Consider the following 23,476-nt stretch of genomic DNA (forward strand, 5'->3'; position numbering starts at 1 on the left):
AACATGAACAAGCAGCAGCTGACCGACACCGTCATCGCCTTCTGGGAGAAGGCCACCGGCGAAGAGGGCCTCACGCCCGAGGACAACTTCTTCGACCTGGGCGGCGAGTCCCTCGTGGCCGCGAAGATCCTCGCCCTCGTCGAGCGCGAGTACGGCCTGGAGGCGGAACTGCACCTGATATTCAACAACCCCACCATCGAAGAGTTCGTGGACGCCGTCGACGAGGAGCTGTCCGCCAAGGCACAGCGGGGGACGGTCGCATGACCACACAGGAACTCAAGTCGCTCTGGGGCGGCCCGGCGACGCCGGACTGCTTCCTGACCGCATTCGTCCGCCGCGTCGCCGACCACCCGGACCGTACGGCGGTGGTCGACGCCGACCGCACCTACACCTATGCGGAGCTGGCAGCCTGGGCGCAGGCGGTCTCGGCCGACCTGGCCGCGGCCGGGGTGGGCGTGGGCGACCGCGTCGCGGTGTCCCGGCCGCGCGGCGCGGGCGCCGTCGCCGCGCTCTTCGGAGTGATGCTGCGCGGCGCCACGTACGTCCCGCTGGACCCCGAATACCCCGTCGAACGCCTGCAGTTCATGATCGACGACTGTGCGCCGCGCGCCGTCATCACCACCGAGCACACACGCGTGCGCTACGACGGCCCGCTGGTGGACATCGGCACGCCGCCCGGCGTACCCGCGTCCCTGGAGCTGCGCCCGGTCGACTGCGATCCCGAGCTGGCCGCGTACGTCATCTACACCTCCGGGTCGACCGGCTGGCCCAAGGGCGTGGCCCTGAGCCACCGCTGCATCGACGCGATGGCCGAGTGGCAGGCGTCCCACTCGCCGCGCCCCGACCTGTGCACGGCGCAGTTCGCCCCGCTGAACTTCGACGTCTCGTTCCAGGAGATCCTGGGCACGCTGTGCGGCGGCGGCACGCTGGCGGTCATGCCGGAGGAGCTGCGCCGCGAGCCGACGCGGCTGCTGCGCTGGCTGGCCGAGCACCGGGTCGAGCGGCTCTTCCTGCCGTTCGTCGCCCTGCAGATGCTGGCGGTGACGGCGCGGCCCGACACCCTGGCCCAGCTGCACCTGGTCGAGGTGAACACCGCGGGTGAGCAGGTCGTCTGCTCGGAGGACATCCGGGCGATGTTCGCCGGAATGCCCGGCTGCCGACTGGTGAACCACTACGGGCAGAGCGAGTCCGCCATGGTGACCTCGCACATCCTGGGTCCCGACCCGTACGCGTGGCCCCATCTGCCGCCGATCGGCGTCCCCCTGCCGGGCTGCGAACTGCTCATCGACCCGGAGTCCCCGGAGACCCCGCACATCGGCGAACTCCTCGTGACGGGGCACCCGCTGTCGGAGGGCTACCTGGGCCGCCCGGAGCTGACGGCCGAGCGATACGTCGCCATCGCGCCCTCACCGGCCGGGCACACCCGGGCCTTCCGCACCGGCGACCTGGTCGAACTCACCGACGACGGCGTGCGCTTCCTGTCCCGCGTGGACAGCCAGATCAAGATCCGCGGCATCCGCGTCGACCTCCTGGAAGTCGACGCGCAACTGCTCACGGACCCCGACATCGCGGCCGCCGCGACGGCCATGGTGGCGACCAAGTCGGGTCACGCCAGCCTGCGTGCCGCCGTCGTCCTCCGTGAGGGGTGCACAGGTCCTGTCGAGGCCGCCGCTCTGGAGCGGCTGCGCAAGGTCCTGCCGGAGGTCTCGGTCCCGGTCTCCGTGACGGAACTGCCCGAACTGCCGAGGACGCCTAGCGGGAAGATCGACCGCGAGGCGATCGTCACGCTGATCAACGAGGACCGCAGCAGGCGGCGGCGCGAGCGGGGCGGCCGCACATGACCACGATCCTGCACGACAGGCCCGCGGACGCCGGACAGTACGCGCTGTGGGCGGAGGCCACGATCGACCCGTCGATCAGCGGCGGCGGCTACTTCGTGGCGACCTTCCACGGCGCGGTCGACGCACAGCAACTGGAGACCGCCGCACAGGCCGTGCTGCACCGGCACGAGCCGCTGCGGTCGGTCCTGCGCCTGGTCGACGGGCAGTTGCGCCAGTGCGTGCTGTCCGCCCAGGAGGCCTGCTCCTTCGGACACGGCGACCTGCCGTGCGAGGAAGGCGCAGAGCGCGCGGCCGTCCGGGCCTGGCGCGAGCGGCCCGAACAGCACCGCCACTGGGACCTGGCCACCGAGGCGCCCATCCGCTTCCGGCTCCTCAGGCACGGTCCCGACCGCTGCTCGGTCGTGTTCGAGGCCCACCACGCCGGGTTCGACGGGCGCAGCAAGTTCATCGTGGCCCGCGACTTCTCCTCCTGCCTGGCGGAGCTGCGAGCGGGCAGGGCGGTCAACCCGACGCCGCTGGCCGCCCCCGGCACCCCGGTGGCCCCCCGCGAAGTGACCGAGGAGGCCATCGAGTTCTGGCGCACCGCCGTCGACCGGGCGACGCCGATGTCCCTGCCCGAAGGCGGCCGCCTGGGGCAGCGGACGGTCACCGCATCGCCGACGATCGAACTGGACCCGGCCGCGGTCGCCGCCCTCCGCACGAAGGCACAGGCGCTGAAGGTGAGCACCTTCACCATGCTCCTGGCGGCGCTCACCCGCCAACTGGCGGTCTACGACAACACCGACCCGCTCCTCGCCCTGGCCTCCGACGTGAGCGACGAGCACACCGGCCATGTCGCCGGGCTGCAGATCAACGTGGTCCCCGTGGCCCTGGAGATCTCCCGGGGCGCCTCGACCGAGCAGTCGGTGGCGACCGCGCGCCGGGCGCTGGCACAACTGGCGCGCAACCGCCGCGTGCCGTTCGTCGACCTGGTCGCCGGTGTGCCCGGCAAGCCGATGGCCCGGCTCAGCACCGAGCTCGGCCTGTCCTTCCCCCGGCCGCCCGCCGGGCTGGACCTGGACATCCCGGGCCTGCGCTCCGCCTGGGACTTCTTCACGCCGAACACCAACGCGGCCCTGGCCAGGACCCTGCAGATCCGGGCGGACTGGCCGCATGCCCGGGTGCGTCTCGACTACCGCCAGGACCTCATGGGCGCGGCGGAGGCCGAACAGCTCCTGGCCGACTTCCGCACCGCCGTCTCCGACCTCGCCGCCGACCGCACGACCTCCTCGGTCGCCCCGGCGCGCGCGGACCGCCCGGGGCCGAGCACCGGCGGAACCCCGTACCTGTGCGGCGGCGTCCGCGCGGGAACCGTACGGAACGACGACGCTCCCCACCCGCCCGTCCTGACGCCCGCGGACGGCGTCGCGTTCACCGTGCACGGCCGCTCGGGACAGGCGCTGCCGCGCTCCATCGCGGGGACGCTCCGGGCCCGACTGCCCGACGGCAGCGAGGTCTCCACAGGCGACTGCGGGTACGTCGCCGCCGACGGCCTCGTGCGGCTCCTCGGGCCGCAGGACGGCCGGTGGATCCGCACCCGCAGCCTGATCGACGCCTCCGCCGTCGCCCGCGTCGCCCGCACCCACCCCTGGGTCCGGGAAGCGGAGGTGCGGATGGAGAAGGCCCGGACGGAGACCGCGGTGCTCACCGTGACCGGGCCCGGCAAGGACGCCCCGAGCGCGCGCGACGTCCGCGCCCATCTGCGCACCTGGCTGCACGGCAGCGACCTGCCGGGCCGCATCAGAATCACCGTTTCCGACCCTGACCCCAGCACCGACACCAGCACCGACCTCAGCACCGACGCTGACAGTGAAGAAGGATGACCATGGACGAGCTTTCGGCAGCTGTGATCGCGGGCGCCTCGCCCGACGTACTGGAAGGCCTTCCGGTCCCCGCCGACTACAACGCGGCCTACCTGCGCACCGAGGACATCGGCATCTTCTCCGGTGTGGAGGACAAGGACGTCCGCAAATCCATCCACCTCGGCAAGGTTCCGTTGCCGGAACTCGCCCCCGACGAGGTGCTGGTCGCCGTCATGGCGGCGGCGATGAACTACAACACGATCTGGTCCGCGACCTTCGAGCCGCTGCCCACCTTCAACTTCCTGCGCCACTACGGCAAGCAGGGCGGCTGGGCCGCCCGGCACGACCAGCCCTACCACGTACTGGGCTCGGACGCCGCCGGAGTGATCGTGCGCGTCGGTAGCGGCGTCCGCAACTGGAAGATCGGCGACCACGTCGCCGTGGCGACGGCCCACGTCGACGACCAGGAACCGCTCACCCAGCACGACGGCATGATGGGCGACGAGCAGCGGGCCTGGGGGTTCGAGACGAACTTCGGCGGCCTCGCCGACTACGCGGTCGTCCGGGCCAGCCAGCTGCTGCCCAAGGCGGCCCACCTCACCTGGGAGGAGGCGGCCAGCAACCCGCTGTGCGCGGGCACGGCCTACCGGATGCTCGTCAGTGAGCGCGGCGCCAACATGCGCCAGGGCGACGTGGTCCTCATCTGGGGCGCGGCGGGCGGTCTCGGCGGCTACGCCGTGCAGTTCGTCCGCAACGGCGGCGGCATACCGATCGGCATCGTCAGCTCGGACCAGAAGGCCGAGGTCGCCCGCAAGCTCGGCTGCGAACTGGTCATCGACCGGCGCGAGATCGGCGAGATCTCCGCCGATCCCGACGTCACCGTGGCGACCGGCAAACGACTCGGCAAGATCATCAGGCGTGAGATCGGCGAGGACCCGAACATCGTCTTCGAGCACGTCGGCCGGGAGACCTTCGGCCTCTCGGTGTTCATCGCCAGGCGCGGCGGCACCATCGTGACCTGCGGTTCGAGCACGGGCTACCAGCACACCTTCGACAACCGCTACCTCTGGATGCGGCTGAAGAAGATCGTCGGCAGCCACGGGGCGAACCTGTACGAGCAGTACCAGGCGAACCGCCTCATCCAGCGCGGCCGGGTGATGCCGATGCTGTCCGAGGTGTACCCGTTCCACGAGACGGGCGAGGCCGCCCGCATGATCCAGCTCAACGAACACCTCGGCAAGGTCGGTGTGCTCTGCCTGGCGCCGAACAGCGGCCTCGGCGTCACCGACCCCGCGCTGCGCGCGCAGATCGGCGAGGACCGGATCAGCCCGCTGATGACGGCATGACGCAGTCGGCTCCGATCTCAGACACAGGAAAGGCCGGGGGACAGATGCACCGTGTCCGAGTGGTGGTCGCCAAGCCGGGGCTCGACGGCCACGACCGAGGCGCCAAGGTGGTGGCACGGGCCCTGCGCGACGCCGGTATGGAGGTCATCTACACCGGGTTGCGCCAGACGCCCGAGCAGATCGTGCGGACCGTGCTGGAGGAGGGCGCCGACGCCGTCGGCCTGTCCCTGCTGTCGGGCGCCCACATGGAACTGGTGCCGCGGATCCTGAAGTTGCTCACCGAGAACGACGCGGCGGACGTGCCGGTCTTCTGCGGCGGCATCATCCCGCCGGAGGACGCACGGCTCCTCACCGAGCTGGGTGTACGCCGGATCTTCACCTCCCGCGACTCCCTCCCCGAGATCATCGAGTGGGCGCACGCCAACCTGCGTCCGCTGGAGGTGACCGAGTGACCGGCGGGCCGCTGCAGGCGACGCTGGAATCCGCCCGGCAGGGCAGTGTCCGGGCGCTGGCCCGGCTCATGGGGCGCGCGGAGAACCACGGCATCACGGAGGCCGACCTCGGCGCTCCGGGGGCTGCCCGCAAGAGCTGCCCGGTCATCGGCCTGACCGGGCCGCCGGGCGTCGGCAAGTCGACGTTCGTGTCCTGCCTCGTCGCCGAGTACCGGCGGCGGGGGAAGCGGGTGGCGGTGCTCTGCTTCGACCCGTCGTCGCCGGTGACCGGGGGCGCGCTGCTCGGCGACCGCATCCGCATGCAGGAGCATTCGGACGATCCCGGGGTGTTCATTCGGTCGGTGTCCAGCAGGGGCCATCTCGGCGGGCTCTCGGCCACTGCCCGGCCCATGATCTCGGTCCTGTCCGCGGTCGGGTTCGACGTCATCCTGATCGAGACGGTCGGGGCCGGGCAGTCGGAGGTCGAGATCGCGTCGGTCGCGGACCGGACCGTCGTCGTCCTCGCGCCCGGCGCGGGTGACGGCATCCAGATGGCCAAGGCCGGTGTCCTGGAGGTCGCCGATCTCTACGTCGTGAACAAGGCGGATCAGGACGGCGTCCACGGGATGGTCCGCGAACTCCGGGCCATGGTCGCGCTGGGCACCGTCGACATCCCCGTCGTGACGACCACGGCAAGCCGCGGGGAGGGCGCCGCGGAGGTCATCGCGGCCCTCGGCACGGACGACGAACGGGACTGACACCGCCACCCCACCCGACTCCCGGACAGTCAGCGCTGTCCGGGATCGTCGTTCAGGAGCGGGAACAGCCGGGCCACCGCCGCCACGGGCATGGTCCCCGCGACGGCCCGGTGGTCCCGGTCGCGGTATCCGGCCAGCAGATGGCGTACGGAGGCGGCGAGTTCGGCCATCTCCGCGGGGGTGAGGTGGACCACGGCGCTGAAGGACTCGTCGTGCCGCCACTCGGCGGGTGCCCGGTCCCGGTGGCTCAGCCAGTGCTGGTAGCTCTCGTCCTCCAACCCGCGTGCGAGGTCGTCGAACTGCTCCGGCGCCTCCCGGTCCTGCCGGTCCTGCCGGTCCTGCTGGCCCTCCTGTCCCGACGACTCCCACCGGAGCCGCCACGGCCGCGCCCGCCCGCCCTGCTGCGGAACCTCCTCGATGAGGCCGTGCCGGGCGAGTTGGCGCAGGTGGAAGGAGCAGAGCCCGGAGCTGTGGCCGAGGCGGGCGGCGGCCTGGGTGGACGTGACGGTGCCGACCTCGGCCAGCAGGTCCAGCAGGGCGACGCGCACGGGATGGTCCGGAAGTGACTGTCGGGCACGGCTCAACGGGTGCTCCCTGGAGGCTGCTTGACGGTCTTTGTCGCTCACTTTGCAAAGGCTGCTACTTTGGAAAGCATTCGGTCAAGCTGGGCAACCGCCGGCCGGGGATCAACTCCCTGGTCGGCGCGTGCATGTGCGGAAGGCGTTGAAACTCCATGGCTGTTCGGAACGGTGACATCTCGCAGGATCGCCGGGTGCGGGTGCAGGGGGAACCGGTCGATTCCTACCCGCAGTTCGCCCCGGAGGTCGAACGGGGTGCGGTGCACCGCATCACCGTCGTGGGGGAGGAGATCCTGAGCAGGCGGTGCCGGGAGGTCACGGAGTTCGGCACGCCCGAGCTCTCGCAGCTGATCGACGACATGTTCGCCACGAACCAGGTGGCGGAGGGCGCGGGCCTCGCGGCCAACCAGATCGACGTGGACCTGCAGTTGTTCGTGTGGGACATCATGGACGACTGGGGGGTGCGCCACGTCGGGCACATCGCCAACCCGGTCCTGGACGAGATCGAGACCGACGATCGCGTGCTGGTCGAGGAGACCGAGGGATGCCTGTCCGTGCCGGGCCCCTACCGCATGGTGCCCCGCCTCGACCGCGCCGTCGTGCGCGGCCGTGACAAGGACGGCAACCCCCTGGTGATCGAGGGCAGGGGCTACTTCGCCCGGTGCCTGCAGCACGAGACGGACCACCTGCACGGCCACCTCTACCTGGACCGTCTCAGCAAGCGGGAGCGGAAGTCCGCGCTGCGCGAGATGGAGGACTCCAAGGAGAAGATGTTCGCCCGCCGCGCCGCCACGGCCAAGAAGCTGGGCAAGTGACGGCTTGCAAGATCGTCCGTGGGTGCGGTGAACTTGAGCCATGCTGACGCGAATTGATCACATCGGGATCGCCTGCTTCGACCTCGACAAGACCATCGAGTTCTACCGTGAGACGTACGGTTTCGAGGTCCTCCACATCGAGGCCAACGAGGAACAGGGCCTCCGCGAGGCGATGTTGAAGATCAATGAGACGTCGGACGGCGGCGCAAGCCACCTCCAGCTCCTGGAGTCGACCCGCGAGGACTCCGTCGTGGGCAAGTGGCTGGCCAAGAACGGCGAGGGCGTCCACCACATCGCGTTCGGCACCGCGGATGTGGACGCCGACGCCGAGGCCATCCGCGGCAAGGGCGTCCGGGTGCTCTACGACGAGCCCCGGATCGGGTCCATGGGGTCGCGGATCACCTTCCTGCACCCCAAGGACTGCCACGGAGTGCTGACCGAACTCGTCACCGCCGCGCCGTCGGACCCGACCGGGCACTGAACCGCCCGGGTCCGACGGCGCGCCGTCACCCTCAGATGTCCCGGAACGTCTCGATCTGCGCGCCCACCGAGTTCAGGCGCTCCGCCAGCTCCTCGTATCCGCGGTTGATCACGTACACGTTCCGGAGTACGGACGTGCCCTCGGCCGCCATCATCGCGAGCAGCACGACCACGGCGGGGCGCAGCGCGGGCGGGCACATCATCTCGGCGGCGCGCCAGCGGGTCGGGCCCTCGACGAGCACCCGGTGCGGGTCGAGGAGCTGCAGACGGCCGCCGAGGCGGTTGAGGTCCGTGAGGTAGATCGCCCGGTTGTCGTAGACCCAGTCGTGGATCAGTGTCTTGCCCTGTGCCGCCGCCGCGATGGCCGCGAAGAACGGGACGTTGTCGATGTTCAGGCCCGGGAACGGCATCGGGTGGATCTTGTCGATCGGCGCCTCCAGCTTGGAGGGGCGCACGGTGAGGTCGATCAGGCGCGTACGGCCGTTGTCCGCGGGGTACTCCGCGGTGCGGTCGTGGTCGAGCCCCATCTCCTCCAGGACCGCGAGCTCGATCTCCAGGAACTCGATCGGCACCCGGCGCACCGTCAGCTCCGACTCCGTGACGACGGCGGCGGCCAGCAGGCTCATCGCCTCGACCGGGTCCTCGGAGGGGGAGTAGTCGACGTCGACGTCGATGGTGGGGACGCCGTGCACGGTCAGGGTGGTCGTGCCGATGCCCTCGACCTCGACGCCGAGCGCCTCCAGGAAGAAGCACAGGTCCTGGACCATGTAGTTCGACGAGGCGTTGCGGATGACCGTCGTGCCCGCGCTGCGCGCCGCGGCCAGCAGCGCGTTCTCGGTGACGGTGTCCCCGCGCTCGGTGAGGACGATGGGGCGGTCGGGGGCGATGTCGCGTGCCACCGTGGCGTGGTACAGCCCCTCGGTCGCCGCGATGTCCAGGCCGAACCGGCGCAGCGCGATCATGTGTGGCTCGATCGTGCGGGTGCCCAGGTCACAGCCGCCCGCGTACGGCAGCTTGAAGTGGTCCAAGCGGTGCAGGAGCGGGCCGAGGAACATGATGATCGAGCGGGTGCGGCGGGCCGCATCCGCGTCGATGGCGTCCATGTCCAGCTTGGCGGGCGGCACGATCTCCAGGTCGACGCCGTCGTTGATCCAACGGGTGCGCACCCCGATGGAGTTGAGCACCTCAAGGAGGCGGTAGACCTCCTCGATGCGGGCGACGCGGCGCAGCACCGTGCGGCCCTTGTTCAGGAGGGACGCACAGAGCAGCGCCACGCACGCGTTCTTGCTCGTCTTGACGTCGATGGCGCCGGAGAGCCGACGGCCGCCGACAACTCGCAGATGCATGGGGCCCGCGTACCCGAGCGAGACGATTTCACTGTCGAGAGCCTCGCCGATCCGGGCGATCATCTCAAGGCTGATGTTCTGGTTGCCGCGCTCGATGCGGTTCACGGCGCTCTGGCTGGTGCTGAGCGCCTCGGCGAGCTGCGTCTGTGTCCAGCCCCGGTGCTGCCGGGCGTCACGGATGAGCTTGCCGATGCGTACGAGGTAGTCGTCTGCCATGCGTCGCAGGTTATCTCAGATATGAGATGGCGTACGCGCTGGGGTAGGCCAGATGGGGATCGGCCGTCCGGGGGGCCTTTCCTCGCGCGCGAGTTCGGTGCCCGGAGGCTCAGCCGCAGCCGCACGAGGCATGCCGACCACCGTGCACCGACGCGTACGCCGTGGGCCGGGGCCCCGCCGCCGCCCGCGTCACTCGGGCGGCGGCCGCGCGTCCTGCCGACGACTCCGCGTCGTGCACCACTGTGCCCCCGACGAGCGTCAGGCGCACCTCGGAAGAGCTGATATCGGCCACCGGACACCGCGTCACATCGCGGTCGAGCAGCACGAGATCGGCTGCTTTTCCCCTCTCGACGGTGCCGGTGAGGTGCTCCGAGCGGAGTTGACGCGCGGTGCCCAGGGTGTGCATGAGCAGGGAAGACGTACGGCTGAGGCCTTCCTCCGCGCGGTACAGGTCGCCGCCTCCCTCCATGCCCTCGCGGTCGATCGCGGTGCGGATCTGGTTCCAGACCTGCAGAGGGTCGACCGGCCAGTCCGAGCCACCCGCGAGCGCCGCGCGCCGCTTCTGGAGACTGCGCGCCGGGTACAGCCATCGGTGGCGCCCGGCGCCGATGTAGGGCAGCAGGGCGTCCATGGTCCAGGTGTTGCGGGCGGCCCACTGGAGCTGCATGCAGGCGACGACGCCGAGCGCGGCGAACCGGGGGAGGTCGGCCGGATCCACCAGTTGGAGGTGGGCCGTGGTGTTGCGGAGATCACGGCGGCCGGTCTTCCGCAGGGCGTACGCGTACCCGTCCAGGGACGTGCGCACGGCGCGGTCGCCGATGGCGTGCGCGTGCATCTGCCAGCCCTCGGCGTTGAAGGCGGCGCTCAGCCGTCCGTAGTCCGCCGACGACACATAGAGGTCGCCGCGGTGGTCGGTGGGCTTGCCGTCCTTGTCGAGGTAGGGCTTGAGGAGCGCGGCGGTCTGCGCGGGGTACTCGATGACGCCGTCGAGGAAGACCTTGATGGTCCCGAAGCGCAGTCCGCGTACGCCCTTGAAGTCCGCGCGCAGTTCGTTCGCGTACGCGAGCGCGGCGGCCGGATCCTTCGTCAGGTCGGTCTCGACGCGCAGCGCGGGCACGATGCGCTGCGGGAGGCGGTCCGACTCGGCGAGGCGCCGATAGAGCTCCAGCTCGCCGCGCCCGACGACGGCTTCCATGAAGGTGGTGATGCCGGACGCGGCGGCCTCGGCGAGGGTCTTCGCGGCGGCATCCGCCAGTTGGGTCTCGTCGGGCTCGGGGATGTGCCGGGAGACGAGCGGCTGGGCGTCGTCCTTGAGCACACCGGTCGGCTTGCCGTCCGCACCCTTGACGATCTTGCCGCCGACCGGGTCGGGGGTCGACGCGGTGATCTTCGCGATGCCCAGGGCGCGCTGGTTGGCCCACAGGTTGTGGCCGTCGCCGCCGCGCAGGGCGATCGGGCGGCGGGTCGGCAGGGAGTCGAGCATCGAGTGGTGCGGGGCGGTGCCGCGCGGCAGCAGCCCGACCGGGTTCCAGTCCTCCACGACGAGCCACCCGTCGGGCTCCTGGTCGGCGGAGTCTTTGAGAAACCCGGTCAGCGTCTTCTGCAGCTCCTCGACGGTCTGCTCGGCCCCCGCGAGCGAGGGCCGCAGCGAACGGCTCGCGGCGTCCATCGGGTGGGCGTGCCCGTCGTGGATACCGCTCATGACGGTGCCGCCCCGCGCGTCCACGACGTCGGTGTCCCGTCCCACGAAGCGCTTCACGGCGGCGTCCGTGCCGACGGCGAGGATCCGCCCGTCCCGCCCGACGGCCACGGCCTCGTGCCGGGCACGGCTCGAAGTGCCGGTGAAGACACGGGCGTTGTGCACGACGAGGGCGGCGGACCGGCGTGGTCTCCTCGCCGCGGCGGCGGCGGGCCCGGCCGAGGCGACGATCCCCACGGCGCCCGCGGCCCCCGCGGCTCCCGCCGCGGCGAGGAGACCGCGCCGGGAGAGTGGGGGAGGCGGGGGAGGAGAGGGCAGAGAGGCGACAGGCCGAGACCCGACGGACGGGGACACCACAGGCTGAGACCCGACCGACGGGGACACGACAGGCTGAGACACGACGGGTTCGGGCACGACGGGTTCGGACACGACCACACTCCAACGCGTAGCGGCAACGGAACGAGTGGGTGGAACCATCGACGAGTAATCCGTTAACCAGAACCCGCCCCCGGCGACGGATTCCGTACGATGTGCCGCGTGCCAGGGCCGACTCTCGCCGACATAGCCCGCGCCGCGGAGGTCTCGACGGCGACGGTCTCGCACGCCCTCAACGGCACCGGCAGGGTCGGCGAAGCCACCCGCCGCCGGGTCCGCGAGACGGCGACCCGCCTCGGCTACGGCACGCCGGGGCCGCCCCGCACCCGCACGCTCGGCGTCGCGGTCACCACGTTCCCCGCCGCCTGGAACTACACGGAGATCGCCTACTTCTCCCGCGCCGTCACCGCGGCCACCTCCGCCGCCCACGCCCGCGGCTACGCCCTCATCACCCTCCCCGCCGACCGCGCCGCCGACGACTCCTGGCACAGCCTCGCCGTCGACGGCATGCTGATCATGGACAGCCCGCGCGGCGACCCGATGGTCCGCGCCCTGCGCGCCCGCGGCATCCCGCTCGTCTTCGACGGCGTCCCCGGCGACCCGCGCCCCGGCGACCACTGGGTCGACAACGACCACGAGAGGGCCACCCGCGAGGTGCTCGACCACCTCGCGGCCGCCGGTGCCCGCCACATCGCCCTGCAGTCCGGCAACGGCGACGAGCACTACGCCCGCGCGGTGACGGCGGCGTACGAGCAGTGGTGCGGGGAGCGCGGCGCGGCCCCGCTGGTCGTGCCCTTCGACCCGGACGACGACCAGGGACACGCGTTCGACGCCCTGCTGGGGGGCGAGGCCCGCGTCGACGCCGTCTACGCCGCGTACGACCCCGGCGGCCGCCAGCTCCTGGCCGCCGCGGCCCGGCACGGCCTGCGCGTCCCCGCCGACCTGCGCGTGGTCTGCGCGAGCGAGGACCCCGCCTACGCGGCGACCGAACCGCCCGTGACGACGGTGACCCTCGCCCCCGAGCGGGCCGCACGGGCCGCCGTGGCCGTCCTCGTCGACCTGATCGAGGGCGGCGGCGCGGCGGCCCCAGGACCGGTCGTCGTACCGGCGGGCCTGGTGGTCCGTGCCTCGTCCGGCGGTCAGCCCGCGGCGGGCTGGTCGACGTAGCCCTCGGCGCCGCCCCGGTAGTACGTGGCGGGGTCCCCGGCGGCCAGCTCCCGGCCCAGCGCGAACCGGCTGACCAGGTCCGGGTTGGCGACGAAGTGCGTGGCGAACGACACGGCGTCGGCGACGTCCGCGGCCACGGCGGCGTTGGCGGAGTCCTGGCCGAAGCCGTTGTTCACGATCACCGGTCCCGCGAAGCGCCGACGGTAGCGGGCGAACACCCCGAGGTCCGGGGCGTCACCGGCCGCGAGGTCCGGGCCGCGCAGGTGCAGATAGTGCACGGGACGGTCGTTCAGCGCGGTCACCAGCTCGTCGAAGTCGGCGAGCGTCGACGCGTCGGGGGTGAAGAACCCGCCGTCCCAGTAGGGCGAGAGCCGCACCCCCACACCCCGCCCCGGCCAGGCGTCCGAGGCCGCGCCGACGACGTCGAGCAGCAGCCGTCGCCGCCTCGCCCGGTCACCGCCGTAGGCGTCGGTGCGGCGGTTGAGCCTCGGATTGAGGAACTGGGCCAGGAGGAACACGCCGAGAGCACCGATCTCGACGCCGTCGAAGCCCGCACGGCGTGCGTTGTACGAAGCGGTACGGAACTCCTCGACGGTCCTCTCCACGTCCGCGAGCGTCATCTCGCGCGGCGTGACGGTCTCCTTGAACCCCTGCTCCGTGAACGACCTCTCCCGTGGATTGACCGCGGAGGGCCCGAACGGCGTCTCGCCGCCCAGGTGGTCGGGGTGCGAGGCGGCGCCGGTGTGCCACAACTGCTGCACGATCCGGCCGCCGAGCGCGTGCACGACGTCGGTGACCCGGCGCCACCCCGCGACCTGCTCCTCGCTGTAGACACCGGGGACGTCGATGAACCCGATCGCGCGCTCGCTCACCCAGGTGCCCTCGGTGACGATCAGACCGGCGCCCGCCCGCTGGCCGTAGTGCACGGCGTGCAACTCGGTCGGCGCAAGGGCGCTGTTGGTGGCGCGGGCCCGGGTGGTCGGCGCCATCACCACACGGTTGGGCAGACGCAGACCGCCCAGGTCGAGCCCTTGCAACAAGGGCTGGGAGAGGACGGTCGGCAGGGGGGCGGGCAGGGGCGTGGACAGGTGCGTGGGCATGGTGGATCTCCTGGGCGCCCGGAGAGGGCTTGGGTGTCGGGATAAGGTCACGGCGGCTCGGCCGCGCAGGGCACGAACCGCGTACGACACCCAGGTGACGGGGCGCGAAGGGAAGAGGTGACCGGTGGACGGGCAAGAGGCCGAGGCCGGGCGGGAACTGCTCGCCTCACGCTTCGAGGCGCACCGGGGACACCTGCGCGCGGTGGCCCACCGCATGCTCGGCTCGCTGGCCGACGCCGACGACGCGGTCCAGGAGACCTGGCTGCGGCTCAGCAGGACCGGCGACGACGGCATCGAGAACCTCGCGGGCTGGCTGCGCACGGTCGTCTCCCGCCTCTGCCTGGACATGCTGCGGTCCGCCGCGTTCCGCCACGAGGAGGCGGTGGGCGACCGGCTGCCCGACGGCACCGGCGATGCGGGCACCCGCGCCGCCGACCCCGAGGAGGAGGCGCTGCTCGCCGAATCGGTGGGCCGCGCGCTGCTCGTGGTCCTCGACAGGCTGGGCCCCGCCGAGCGCGTCGCGTTCGTGCTGCACGACCTGTTCGCCGTGCCGTTCGCGGACATCGCCCCCATCGTGGAGCGCACCCCGGTGGCCACGAAGAAGCTGGCGAGCCGCGCCCGCCACAAGGTCCAGGGGCCACCCGCCCCCACCGCCCCCGGGCTCGCCCACCACCGGCACGTCGTCGAAGCCTTCCTCACCGCGTCCCGCAACGGCGACCTCGAAGCGCTGCTCGCCGTCCTGGCCCCCGACGTCGTGCGCAGGGCCGATCTCGGCGCGCTTTCCGGCGTCCGGGCGGCGGAGATCCGCGGCGCACGGGCCGTGGCGGAGGAGACGGTGCTCCTGCGGCGCAACGCCCGCGTCGCGGAGCCCGCACTCATCAACGGCGCACCGGGCCTGCTCGTCGCACCCCGCGGCCGCCTGCTCCTCGCGCTCGTCATCACGGTCGAGGGCGACCGGGTGGCGTCGTACGAGGTGATCGCGGACGAGAGCCGACTGCGCGAGCTGGACCTGTCACTGCTCCCGCAGGGCCCCGCCGACCACTGAGGCCACGACCTTCCTGACGGCCGCCTCACCGGCCTCCCCGGTCACCTCCCGGCCTGCGAAGAGCAGATGGCCGGTGCCGATCAGGGTGAACGCCAGCGTGTCCACGTCGGAGTCCGCGGCGAGGCGCCCGAGGTCGCGCTCCGCCGTCAGATACGCGGCGACGACGGCACCGGCCTCTGTCAGGAGGGGGATGCCGACAGGGGTGGTCCCGCGCAGCTGCGCCCGCAGGCCGTCCCGGGCGGTGACCAGGCCGAGGACGCCCAGCGCGACCGGCCCGAACAGGTCCGTCAGCGCGGTGGTTACGTTCCCGACGACGCTGCCCGTCCCCGCGCCTCCCCGCAGCGCCGCGCCCCGCGCCTCGACCCCGGCGATGCGGTCGCGCACCAGTTCGGCCAGGAACACGTCGAAGTCGGCGAAGTGCCGGTGCAGGACCCCCTTGGCGCAGCCCGCCTCCGTGGTGACCGCGCGGCTGGTCAGCGCGTTCGGCCCGGCCCGGATCAGGATGCGTTCGGCGGCGGCGAACAACTGCTCGCGCACATCGCGGATGGCCACCCCTGTAGGCACGTGGGTCCCGCCTTTCCCTTGCCGTTACCGTCCGCCCCGTTGACGAGTGGGCGCGCGCCCACTCAAAGTGGGCGCATGCCCACTATCCCTGAGCACGAGCCGCACATGCACCGCCGGATGGCCGAATCCTTCGGCGTGGACGCCGAGCGCTACGACCGGGCCAGGCCCCGCTATCCCGACGCCCTCGTCGAACGCGTCGTCGAGGCCGCCCCGGGGGCCGACGTCCTCGATGTCGGCTGCGGCACCGGCATCGTGGCCAGGCAGTTCCTGAAGGCGGGGTGTTCCGTGCTCGGGGTCGAGCCGGACGGGCGGATGGCGGACCGGGCCCGGCGGCTCGGGGTCACGGCGGAGGTCGCGACGTTCGAGGAGTGGGACCCGGCGGGCCGGGAGTTCGACGTGGTGGTCGCAGGGCAGGCCTGGCACTGGGTCGACCCGGTCGCGGGAGCTGCCAAGGCGGCGCGGGTGCTGCGCCCCGGCGGCCGCCTCGTCACCTTCTGGAACGTGCCCGAGCCGCCGCCCGCGATCGGGGAGGCCTTCGCCGACGCCTATGAGCAGGTGGCCCCCGACTCGCCGGTCACGGTCCGCGTCACGCCGGAGCAGGCCAGGGACGGCCACGGGCCGCTGCTCGCGAAGGCGGCCGAAGGAATCCGCGCGGCGGGCGCGTTCGCCGCGCCCGAGGAGTGGGATTTCGACTGGAAGACGACCTACACGCGCGACGCGTGGCTGGACCAGCTGCCGACCCAGGGCATCCTCACCCGCCTCCCGCGGGAAGCGGTCGCCCGGATCCTCGAAGCCGTCGGCGCGGCCGTCGACGCACAGGGCGGCAGCTTCACCATGCGATACGTGACGGTGGCGCTCGCCGCGGAGCGTGCCGGACGGTGAGCGGCGCCACCGCCCCCCGTCACATGGGGAGCGAGAGCAGTCGCACCTGCCCCGAGGGCCAGCGGGCGTCCTCGTGCAGGGGCGTCACCATGGTCCGCAGGGGCATGGTCACCAGGCGGGCTTCAGGTTGTTCGACGAGTACGTCCATGTCGAGCGGGTGCCATCCCAGGCGCTGGTAGAGCGGCACAAGGGGAGGTCGGCAGAACAGGAGTGCGTACTGGGGGCCCATTGTGCGGGCGTGCTCCAGGGCCGCCGTGACGACGAGCCGAGCCAGGCCCTGGCCTTGCATGCCGGGTGCGACGGCGACCCCGCCGACGCCCACCACCTCTGTCTCGGTGCCGCCGATCGCGACAGGCAGTCGCAGCAGGCCGGTGTGGGCCACGAGCCGGTCTTCGTGTCTGATGCCGAAGTGTTCCTCCTTCGGCCGCCAGGTCAGACCGGTCGAGGCGACACCGAAAGGATCGTCGCCGTTGCCGAGGATCTCCTCCTGGTCCGCCCTCGTGTACTCGGAGAGCCGCACCACGGTCGCTGTCGCAGAGGATCGGTTGTCAGGCATTCCCACATGATGATCTCTCCGCCCAGCACTGGCCAAGAGACAGCGGACACCGAGGGCGCGCCTCGTCGTACGCGCGGGTCATGTACTAGAGTTATCTCGACATCGAGATATCTGCCGAGGCGCACCAGAAGCCGCCACTCGGTAAGGGTTACCTAACTAAGCCTTACCTTAGCGGACCGACGAGGAATCGTGGCGGCAGGATGTACGGAACGCGCGAAAAAATCTGAAGGAGACTGTCGTGTCGGCGAACAGCTTCGACGCCCGCAGCACGCTGCGCGTGGGCGACGAGTCGTACGAGATCTTCAAGCTGGACAAGGTCGAGGGCTCCGCACGCCTTCCCTACAGCCTGAAGGTGCTGCTGGAGAACCTGCTCCGTACCGAGGACGGCGCGAACATCACCGCCGACCACATCCGTGCGATCGGCGCCTGGGACTCGCAGGCCCAGCCCTCGCAGGAGATCCAGTTCACGCCGGCTCGCGTGATCATGCAGGACTTCACCGGCGTGCCCTGTGTCGTCGACCTCGCCACCATGCGTGAGGCCGTCAAGGAGCTCGGCGGCGACGCGGACAAGGTCAACCCGCTCTCCCCGGCCGAGCTGGTCATCGACCACTCCGTCATCGCCGACAAGTTCGGTACGTCCGACGCCTTCGGCCAGAACGTCGAGCTGGAGTACGGCCGCAACAAGGAGCGCTACCAGTTCCTGCGCTGGGGCCAGACCGCCTTCGACGACTTCAAGGTCGTCCCCCCGGGCACCGGCATCGTCCACCAGGTCAACATCGAGCACCTGGCGCGCACGGTCATGGTCCGAGGCGGCCAGGCCTACCCCGACACCCTCGTCGGCACCGACTCGCACACCACGATGGTCAACGGCCTGGGCGTCCTGGGCTGGGGCGTCGGCGGCATCGAGGCCGAGGCCGCGATGCTGGGCCAGCCGGTCTCCATGCTCATCCCGCGCGTCGTCGGCTTCAAGCTGACCGGTGAGCTGAAGCCGGGCACCACCGCCACGGACCTCGTGCTCACCATCACCGAGATGCTGCGCAAGCACGGCGTCGTCGGCAAGTTCGTCGAGTTCTACGGTGAGGGCGTCGCCGCCACCTCCCTCGCGAACCGCGCCACCATCGGCAACATGTCGCCGGAGTTCGGCTCCACCGCCGCGATCTTCCCGATCGACGGCGAGACGCTGAACTACCTGAAGCTGACCGGCCGCTCCGAGCAGCAGGTCGCGCTCGTCGAGGCGTACGCCAAGGAGCAGGGCCTCTGGCTCGACCCGGCCGCCGAGCCCGACTTCTCCGAGAAGCTGGAGCTCGACCTCTCCACGGTCGTTCCGTCGATCGCCGGTCCGAAGCGTCCGCAGGACCGCATCGTCCTCGCCAACGCCTCGCAGCAGTTCGCGCTCGACGTGCGCAACTACGTCGCCACCGCCGACGAGGCGGGCGAGGAGTCCTTCCCGGCCTCCGACGCCCCGGCCACCACCAACGGTGTCCCGTCGAACCCGACCACGGTCACGGCCCCCGACGGCTCGACCTACGAGATCGACCACGGTGCGGTGACGGTCGCGGCCATCACCTCCTGCACCAACACGTCGAACCCGTACGTGATGGTCGCCGCCGCGCTCGTCGCGAAGAAGGCCGTCGAGAAGGGCCTGACCCGCAAGCCGTGGGTCAAGACCACTCTCGCCCCGGGCTCCAAGGTCGTCACCGACTACTTCGACAAGGCGGGGCTCACCCCCTACCTCGACAAGGTCGGCTTCAACCTCGTCGGCTACGGCTGCACCACCTGCATCGGCAACTCGGGCCCGCTGCCCGAGGAGGTCTCGAAGGCCGTCAACGACCACGACCTGGCCGTGACGTCCGTCCTCTCCGGTAACCGGAACTTCGAGGGCCGCATCAACCCCGACGTCAAGATGAACTACCTCGCGTCCCCGCCGCTGGTCGTCGCGTACGCCATCGCGGGCTCGATGAAGGTCGACATCACGACCGAGGCCCTGGGCGCCGACCAGGACGGCAACCCGGTCTTCCTCAAGGACATCTGGCCCACCGAGGCCGAGGTCAACGACGTCGTCGCCAACTCCATCGGCGAGGACATGTTCAACAAGTCCTACTCCGACGTCTTCGCGGGCGACGCCCAGTGGCAGGCGCTGTCGATCCCGACCGGCAACACCTTCGAGTGGGACGCCGAGTCGACCTACGTCCGCAAGCCCCCTTACTTCGAGGGCATGGCGCACGAGCCGTCCCCCGTCGAGGACATCACGGGCGCCCGCGTCCTCGCCAAGCTGGGCGACTCGGTCACCACCGACCACATCTCGCCCGCCGGTGCGATCAAGGCCGACACCCCGGCCGGCAAGTACCTGACGGAGCACGGCGTGCAGCGCCGCGACTTCAACTCGTACGGCTCGCGCCGCGGCAACCACGAGGTCATGATTCGCGGCACGTTCGCGAACATCCGCCTGCGCAACCAGCTCGCGCCGGGCACCGAGGGCGGCTTCACCCGCGACTTCACGCAGGCCGAAGGACCGGTGTCGTTCATCTACGACGCCTCGCGCAACTACATCGAGCAGGGCACCCCGCTCGTCATCCTGGGCGGCAAGGAGTACGGCTCCGGCTCGTCCCGCGACTGGGCCGCCAAGGGCACCGCGCTCCTCGGCGTCAAGGCCGTCATCACCGAGTCGTACGAGCGCATCCACCGCTCGAACCTCATCGGCATGGGCGTCCTGCCGCTCCAGTACCCGGAGGGCCAGAACGCCGACTCCCTCGGCCTGACCGGCGAGGAGACCTTCTCCTTCGAGGGCGTCACCGAGCTGAACAACGGCACGACCCCCCGCACGGTGAAGGTCACCACCGACACCGGTGTGGAGTTCGACGCGGTCGTCCGCATCGACACCCCCGGCGAGGCGGACTACTACCGCAACGGCGGCATCATGCAGTACGTGCTGCGCAACCTGATCCGCAAGTAAGCGGTCTGGTACGGCAGTTGAGGGCCGCACCCCCGGGCATGTCCCGGGGGTGCGGCCCTCGCCGCGTTCTCAGTTCGTCGTGATCAGTGACGCCGACGGGTCCGAGCGCATGACGTGGTCGACGTGGATCAGACGGGCGAGGGCCCGGCCGTTCTCCACGTTCGCCGAGATCCCCACCGGGACCACGTAGTTCCCGTCCGGGAGCCCGGCGTAGTACAGGCCGGGGAGCGGGCCGAGGCGGCCGTTCTCGTGGAGCGGCGCCCCGTTCGCGTCGAGCACGTGGCGCGGCAGGATGCGGTAGTCGGGGCCGAATCCGGTGCACCAGACGATCGTCGTGATGCCGTGGTGCGCCAGGTCGAGCTGCTCACCGAAGTCCGCGACGTGCTCCATGGGGACCTCGGGGGCGGGCTTCTGCTCCGGCGCCACGAAGCCCCGTCGCCGGATGCGGGTGTCGATCATGTCGACGGCGTGCCGGAAGGAGCGGGCGGACTCCTCGGCGACGGCGACGACGTTGTCCTTGAGGAGGAGCGTGCCGCCGTCGGCCGCCCGCACGGAGCCGACCAGGGTGACGCCCTGCGCGGCCAGGGTGCCGACGTTGAGGTCCTCGCGCTTGTCCCGCACGGCGGTCACCGGCAGGCCGGGCAGTACGCAGCCGTCGCCGTCGCCGCCCACGGTCCCGAAGTCGTCGTACAGGGAGAGCGCCGACAGCCATTCGAGGAGGCCGCGGCCGCGGTACTGGCGCGGCCAGGCGCGGTGCCGCCCGACCGCGAGGAAGGTGCGCCGCCCCGCGCCCGCCAGCTCGTGCGCGATCTGCTGGCCGCTGATGCCCGCGCCGACCACGAGGACCGCGCCGTCCGGCAGGGCCGCGGGATTGCGGTAGTCGCGGGAGTGCAACTGGTGGACGGACGGGGCGACATCGGCGGCGAGGGCGGGAGTGCGGGGCGCGGCGTAGCCGCCCACCGCCATGACCAGGTTGCGGGACTCGACGGTGCCTCCGGCGGACAGGTGCGTCCTGAACCTCACCTCGTCGTGGTCCGAGGCGTCCGGCAGGCACTCGACCTCCCGGACGGACGTGTGCTCGCGCACCCGCAGCCCCCGCTCCTGTACATAGCGGCGCAGGCGCCCGGCCAGTTCGGGCCCCGACATGAACCCGTCGGGGTCGTCGCCGTCGTACTCCTTGCCGGGGAAGCGGACCGACCGGTTGCCGCTCCCGACCAGCAGGCTGTCCCACCGCTCGTGCGCCCAGGCCTGCCCGATCTCTCCCCGCTCAAGGACGAGCGCCTCGCGCCCGAGCTCCTTCAGGGCCCCGGCCGCGCCGCACCCCTGCTGCCCGGCGCCGACGACGACGGTCTCCACGTACTCGACTGCTGCCACGACAAATCCCCTCTGCCTCCGCCGCGAGAACACGGCTACTTAGGTTTACCTAAGTAAGACCTTGCCTCCTCAAGTCGACTTGATGTCAACTGTGTTCATGACGCGGCGAAGTGAGGTCCTCATCGGTGAAGCGGCGGCTCTCTACGGCCTGGCGCCGTCCACGGTGCGGTGGTGGGAGCAGCAGGGCGTGCTCAATCCGCCCGCCCGCCACGGCGGCAAGCGGCTCTACGGCGACGCCGACCTGCGCCGTCTCGGCCTCGCTTATCTGTGCTGCGTGGTCGGCCGGATGCCGTTGGACCAGGCCGCCGTCGTCACCTCGGGCAAGGCCGCGCGGGACGATTGGCGGGAGGCCATCGACGCCCAACTCGTGCGCCTCGAACGGACGATCGCGGAGTTGGAGGCGGCCCGGGGCTATCTCCGCCACGCGTTGAACTGCACGAGCGACGACATCGCGGGGAGCTGCTCCATCATGGACGCCGAGCTGACCGCGCGCACCCCGCGCGGCCGCTTCCCTGACGCCGACCTCGTCACCGCCGCCCGGCAGGCCGCCGCGTGACGAACACGCGACGGCCCGCCTCCCCCGGGTGTGAGTGATCAGCTCAGCGGAATGTTCTGCACGGCCGACAGCAGCGGGATGAGTACGTAGTCGCCGTTCCCCGCGCCGCAGGTCGGAGTCGTCTCCTGGGTGTCGGAGATCTTCGTGCCCGTCGTGTACCGGTTGTCCGGGGCGGGCACCACGCTCGTCATGTGGCTCTTGAGCCGCTCCGAGTAGTACACGCACTGGTGCAGGTTGAGGTAGCGGCCCGCGGTCAGGTCCAGGGGCAGGGAGCCCGAGAGGCCCGGGTTGGGCACGTGGCTGCCGTTGCCGGGACCGCAGGTGGGAGAGGTCTCCTTGGTGTTCGAGACCTTCGTGCCGGTGGAGTAGCGTCCGTCGCCGCTCGGTGTCACCAGGGTGGTGAAGCGGTCGGTGCTCGCGCTCCGGTAGTAGTCGCACTGCTGGAGGTTGAGGTAGCGCCCGGTGCCCAGGTTCAGCGCCTTGACGCCGTGCAGCAGCGGGACCGGTACGTGATTGCCGTTGCCCGCGCCGCACGCCGCCGTGGTGTCGGCGGTGGCGGAGTGCTTGGTGCCGGTGGAGTAGCGGCCGTCGCCGCTCGGTGTCACGAAGGTGTTGAAGTGGTCGTCGAGGCCGCTCGCGTAGTAGGCGCACTGGTGCAGGTTCAGATAGCCGGAGGCGGCGGCCTCGGACTCCCCGCCCCGCGTCGCTCCCGATGCCTGCGCCCCCGTGCCCATGGCTGCCGCCAGGCCCATGGCCACGGCGAGCGCCGGGCGCCACAGGCGGCCGCTGGTCCATCGCGTCATGTCGTGGTTCTCCTCTCCCTGTGCGGGGCGCTCAGGGCGCGTCCCGCACCTCGGACCACGAAGTTCCCAGGAGGAATGCGGGACGGGTATCCCCGGATCCAGGGATACCCGCCGCACAGGAGCCGTGCTACTTCCCGTTCTGCCTTTCCCGCCCTACTTCTGCGGCCACCCGCCGTACGGCACGGTGATGAGCTCCATGGCGTGCCCCGCGGGATCCAGGAAGTACACGCCACGGCCGCCGTCGTTGCGGTTGAACTCGCCCGGCTGCTTCTGGTGCGGGTCGGCCCAGTGCTCGATGCCGAGTGTCCGGATCTTTTCGTACGCAGCTTCGAACTCCGCCTCGGAGACAAGGAAGGCGTAATGCTGCGGGGTGATCGACTCGGCGGGAACGGCGGCGAAGTCGAGGGTGACCGAGTTGCTGAGGGCGACCGCGATGAACGGGCCCCATTCTGCGGCGATTTCGAGGCCCAACAGCTCCGCGAAGAACTCGGCGGACTCCCGGTTGTCCCGGGCATGGACGATCGTGTGATTCAACTGAACTGACAAGGAATGCCTCCATAAGGCATCTCCCGACACCTCCATGCCTCACCCAGCCGGTGACCGACACGCGATGTCGCCGTGGATCTTAGGCATGACGGGGCCGTGCTGTCGAGCCGCTCGCCGTGCCACGGACCGCCCGTGGCAGGTCTGGACTTGTCCGCGCAGGCTCTCTACGCTCAGCCGCACCACGCACAGAGAGCGCTCTCACCC

The 23,476-nt window shown here is 71.2% G+C and carries 21 protein-coding genes and 1 pseudogene; 13 read left to right on the forward strand and 9 right to left on the reverse strand.

What is annotated here, in order from left to right:
• The first annotated feature begins 3 nt into the window (after window positions 1-3).
• The 6 genes and pseudogenes from AC068B_RS10950 to meaB all read left to right on the forward strand — a co-directional run.
• Complete coding sequence (locus tag AC068B_RS10950; protein ID WP_356249645.1) at window positions 4-264, forward strand: acyl carrier protein; 261 nt, start codon at window positions 4-6, stop codon at window positions 262-264.
• On the forward strand, window positions 261-1,841 hold the full coding sequence (locus tag AC068B_RS10955) for an AMP-binding protein (protein WP_478670636.1): 1,581 nt from the start codon (window positions 261-263) through the stop codon (window positions 1,839-1,841). The genes AC068B_RS10950 and AC068B_RS10955 overlap by 4 nt, the downstream gene beginning before the upstream one ends.
• Window positions 1,838-3,703, forward strand: a complete 1,866-nt coding sequence (locus AC068B_RS10960) for a condensation domain-containing protein (protein ID WP_478670638.1) — start codon at window positions 1,838-1,840, stop codon at window positions 3,701-3,703. The genes AC068B_RS10955 and AC068B_RS10960 overlap by 4 nt, the downstream gene beginning before the upstream one ends.
• Window positions 3,704-3,705: 2 nt before the next feature.
• Window positions 3,706-5,028: a crotonyl-CoA carboxylase/reductase gene (gene ccrA, locus AC068B_RS10965; protein WP_478670640.1), complete on the forward strand. Its 1,323-nt coding sequence runs from the start codon at window positions 3,706-3,708 to the stop codon at window positions 5,026-5,028.
• Window positions 5,029-5,072: 44 nt separating this feature from the next.
• Window positions 5,073-5,480 carry a cobalamin B12-binding domain-containing protein gene (locus tag AC068B_RS10970; RefSeq protein ID WP_478670641.1) on the forward strand — a complete coding sequence of 136 codons (408 nt, stop codon included), beginning with the start codon at window positions 5,073-5,075 and terminating at the stop codon, window positions 5,478-5,480.
• Window positions 5,477-6,193: pseudogene (gene meaB / locus AC068B_RS10975) on the forward strand (methylmalonyl Co-A mutase-associated GTPase MeaB); the annotation flags it as partial. The gene AC068B_RS10970 and the pseudogene meaB, both read left to right, overlap by 4 nt.
• 53 nt (window positions 6,194-6,246) lie before the next feature.
• On the opposite strand, the gene AC068B_RS10980 reads toward meaB, so the two are convergent.
• Window positions 6,247-6,843 carry a helix-turn-helix domain-containing protein gene (locus AC068B_RS10980; protein WP_478670644.1) on the reverse strand — a complete coding sequence of 199 codons (597 nt, stop codon included), beginning with the start codon at window positions 6,841-6,843 and terminating at the stop codon, window positions 6,247-6,249.
• A gap of 107 nt (window positions 6,844-6,950) precedes the next feature.
• Here AC068B_RS10980 and def point away from each other — a divergent pair, with 107 nt between their 5' ends.
• On the forward strand, window positions 6,951-7,610 hold the full coding sequence (gene def / locus AC068B_RS10985; protein WP_478670645.1) for a peptide deformylase: 660 nt from the start codon (window positions 6,951-6,953) through the stop codon (window positions 7,608-7,610).
• 40 nt (window positions 7,611-7,650) lie between these two features.
• Window positions 7,651-8,091 carry a methylmalonyl-CoA epimerase gene (mce, locus tag AC068B_RS10990; RefSeq protein WP_478670646.1) on the forward strand — a complete coding sequence of 147 codons (441 nt, stop codon included), beginning with the start codon at window positions 7,651-7,653 and terminating at the stop codon, window positions 8,089-8,091.
• Window positions 8,092-8,122: 31 nt separating this feature from the next.
• On the opposite strand, the gene AC068B_RS10995 is transcribed toward mce, so the two are convergent.
• A complete protein-coding gene (locus tag AC068B_RS10995; RefSeq protein WP_478670649.1) occupies window positions 8,123-9,652 on the reverse strand; it encodes a helix-turn-helix domain-containing protein in 1,530 nt (509 codons plus the stop codon).
• Window positions 9,653-9,761: 109 nt separating this feature from the next.
• Window positions 9,762-11,588 (reverse strand): amidohydrolase, encoded by a 1,827-nt coding sequence (locus tag AC068B_RS11000; RefSeq protein ID WP_478670650.1) that lies wholly within the window; start codon window positions 11,586-11,588, stop codon window positions 9,762-9,764.
• A 291-nt stretch (window positions 11,589-11,879) separates the two neighbouring features.
• On the opposite strand from AC068B_RS11000, the gene AC068B_RS11005 reads away from it, so the two are divergent.
• Entirely contained in the window at window positions 11,880-12,893 is a 1,014-nt protein-coding gene (locus AC068B_RS11005) for a LacI family DNA-binding transcriptional regulator (RefSeq protein WP_478670651.1), read from the forward strand.
• Here the strand turns inward: AC068B_RS11005 and AC068B_RS11010 are convergent.
• Window positions 12,866-13,993 (reverse strand): oxidoreductase, encoded by a 1,128-nt coding sequence (locus tag AC068B_RS11010; RefSeq protein ID WP_478670654.1) that lies wholly within the window; start codon window positions 13,991-13,993, stop codon window positions 12,866-12,868. The genes AC068B_RS11005 and AC068B_RS11010 overlap by 28 nt on opposite strands.
• Window positions 13,994-14,117: 124 nt before the next feature.
• Between AC068B_RS11010 and AC068B_RS11015 the strand changes: the two genes are divergently transcribed.
• The gene (locus AC068B_RS11015) at window positions 14,118-15,038 is read left to right on the forward strand and encodes a sigma-70 family RNA polymerase sigma factor (RefSeq protein ID WP_478670655.1); all 921 of its coding nucleotides are present in this window, start codon (window positions 14,118-14,120) and stop codon (window positions 15,036-15,038) included.
• On the opposite strand, the gene AC068B_RS11020 is transcribed toward AC068B_RS11015, so the two are convergent.
• Entirely contained in the window at window positions 15,006-15,602 is a 597-nt protein-coding gene (locus AC068B_RS11020; RefSeq protein WP_478670656.1) for a TetR/AcrR family transcriptional regulator, read from the reverse strand. The genes AC068B_RS11015 and AC068B_RS11020 overlap by 33 nt on opposite strands.
• A 75-nt stretch (window positions 15,603-15,677) precedes the next feature.
• On the opposite strand from AC068B_RS11020, the gene AC068B_RS11025 reads away from it, so the two are divergent.
• Window positions 15,678-16,484, forward strand: coding sequence for a class I SAM-dependent methyltransferase (locus AC068B_RS11025; protein WP_478670659.1), 807 nt, complete (start codon window positions 15,678-15,680; stop codon window positions 16,482-16,484).
• Window positions 16,485-16,503: 19 nt separating this feature from the next.
• Here the strand turns inward: AC068B_RS11025 and AC068B_RS11030 are convergent, their stop codons facing one another.
• On the reverse strand, window positions 16,504-17,040 hold the full coding sequence (locus AC068B_RS11030; RefSeq protein ID WP_478670660.1) for a GNAT family N-acetyltransferase: 537 nt from the start codon (window positions 17,038-17,040) through the stop codon (window positions 16,504-16,506).
• A gap of 238 nt (window positions 17,041-17,278) precedes the next feature.
• Here AC068B_RS11030 and acnA point away from each other — a divergent pair, with 238 nt between their 5' ends.
• Complete coding sequence (gene acnA / locus AC068B_RS11035) at window positions 17,279-19,993, forward strand: aconitate hydratase AcnA (protein WP_478670661.1); 2,715 nt, start codon at window positions 17,279-17,281, stop codon at window positions 19,991-19,993.
• 69 nt (window positions 19,994-20,062) lie between these two features.
• Here the strand turns inward: acnA and AC068B_RS11040 are convergent, their stop codons facing one another.
• A complete protein-coding gene (locus tag AC068B_RS11040) occupies window positions 20,063-21,367 on the reverse strand; it encodes a flavin-containing monooxygenase (RefSeq protein ID WP_478670664.1) in 1,305 nt (434 codons plus the stop codon).
• A gap of 97 nt (window positions 21,368-21,464) precedes the next feature.
• Here AC068B_RS11040 and AC068B_RS11045 point away from each other — a divergent pair, with 97 nt between their 5' ends.
• Window positions 21,465-21,923, forward strand: a complete 459-nt coding sequence (locus tag AC068B_RS11045) for a MerR family transcriptional regulator (RefSeq protein ID WP_478670665.1) — start codon at window positions 21,465-21,467, stop codon at window positions 21,921-21,923.
• A gap of 38 nt (window positions 21,924-21,961) precedes the next feature.
• On the opposite strand, the gene AC068B_RS11050 is transcribed toward AC068B_RS11045, so the two are convergent.
• Window positions 21,962-22,726 (reverse strand): hypothetical protein, encoded by a 765-nt coding sequence (locus tag AC068B_RS11050; protein WP_478670666.1) that lies wholly within the window; start codon window positions 22,724-22,726, stop codon window positions 21,962-21,964.
• 153 nt (window positions 22,727-22,879) lie between these two features.
• Window positions 22,880-23,272 carry a VOC family protein gene (locus AC068B_RS11055; protein ID WP_478670668.1) on the reverse strand — a complete coding sequence of 131 codons (393 nt, stop codon included), beginning with the start codon at window positions 23,270-23,272 and terminating at the stop codon, window positions 22,880-22,882.
• Window positions 23,273-23,476 lie beyond the last annotated feature (204 nt).

Source organism: Streptomyces sp. NPDC042371 (assembly GCF_056437465.1).

What these genes read in the sequence shown, in the direction of transcription:
- AC068B_RS10950 (WP_356249645.1), top strand. Translation starts at nt 4, where the DNA reads ATGAACAAGCAGCAGCTGACCGACACCGTCATCGCCTTCTGGGAGAAG.
- AC068B_RS10955 (WP_478670636.1), top strand. Translation starts at nt 261, where the DNA reads ATGACCACACAGGAACTCAAGTCGCTCTGGGGCGGCCCGGCGACGCCG.
- AC068B_RS10960 (WP_478670638.1), top strand. Translation starts at nt 1,838, where the DNA reads ATGACCACGATCCTGCACGACAGGCCCGCGGACGCCGGACAGTACGCG.
- ccrA (WP_478670640.1), top strand. Translation starts at nt 3,706, where the DNA reads ATGGACGAGCTTTCGGCAGCTGTGATCGCGGGCGCCTCGCCCGACGTA.
- AC068B_RS10970 (WP_478670641.1), top strand. Translation starts at nt 5,073, where the DNA reads ATGCACCGTGTCCGAGTGGTGGTCGCCAAGCCGGGGCTCGACGGCCAC.
- def (WP_478670645.1), top strand. Translation starts at nt 6,951, where the DNA reads ATGGCTGTTCGGAACGGTGACATCTCGCAGGATCGCCGGGTGCGGGTG.
- mce (WP_478670646.1), top strand. Translation starts at nt 7,651, where the DNA reads ATGCTGACGCGAATTGATCACATCGGGATCGCCTGCTTCGACCTCGAC.
- AC068B_RS10995 (WP_478670649.1), bottom strand. Translation starts at nt 9,652, where the DNA reads ATGGCAGACGACTACCTCGTACGCATCGGCAAGCTCATCCGTGACGCC.
- AC068B_RS11005 (WP_478670651.1), top strand. Translation starts at nt 11,880, where the DNA reads ATGTGCCGCGTGCCAGGGCCGACTCTCGCCGACATAGCCCGCGCCGCG.
- AC068B_RS11010 (WP_478670654.1), bottom strand. Translation starts at nt 13,993, where the DNA reads ATGCCCACGCACCTGTCCACGCCCCTGCCCGCCCCCCTGCCGACCGTC.
- AC068B_RS11025 (WP_478670659.1), top strand. Translation starts at nt 15,678, where the DNA reads ATGCCCACTATCCCTGAGCACGAGCCGCACATGCACCGCCGGATGGCC.
- AC068B_RS11030 (WP_478670660.1), bottom strand. Translation starts at nt 17,040, where the DNA reads ATGCCTGACAACCGATCCTCTGCGACAGCGACCGTGGTGCGGCTCTCC.
- AC068B_RS11045 (WP_478670665.1), top strand. Translation starts at nt 21,465, where the DNA reads ATGACGCGGCGAAGTGAGGTCCTCATCGGTGAAGCGGCGGCTCTCTAC.
- AC068B_RS11050 (WP_478670666.1), bottom strand. Translation starts at nt 22,726, where the DNA reads ATGACGCGATGGACCAGCGGCCGCCTGTGGCGCCCGGCGCTCGCCGTG.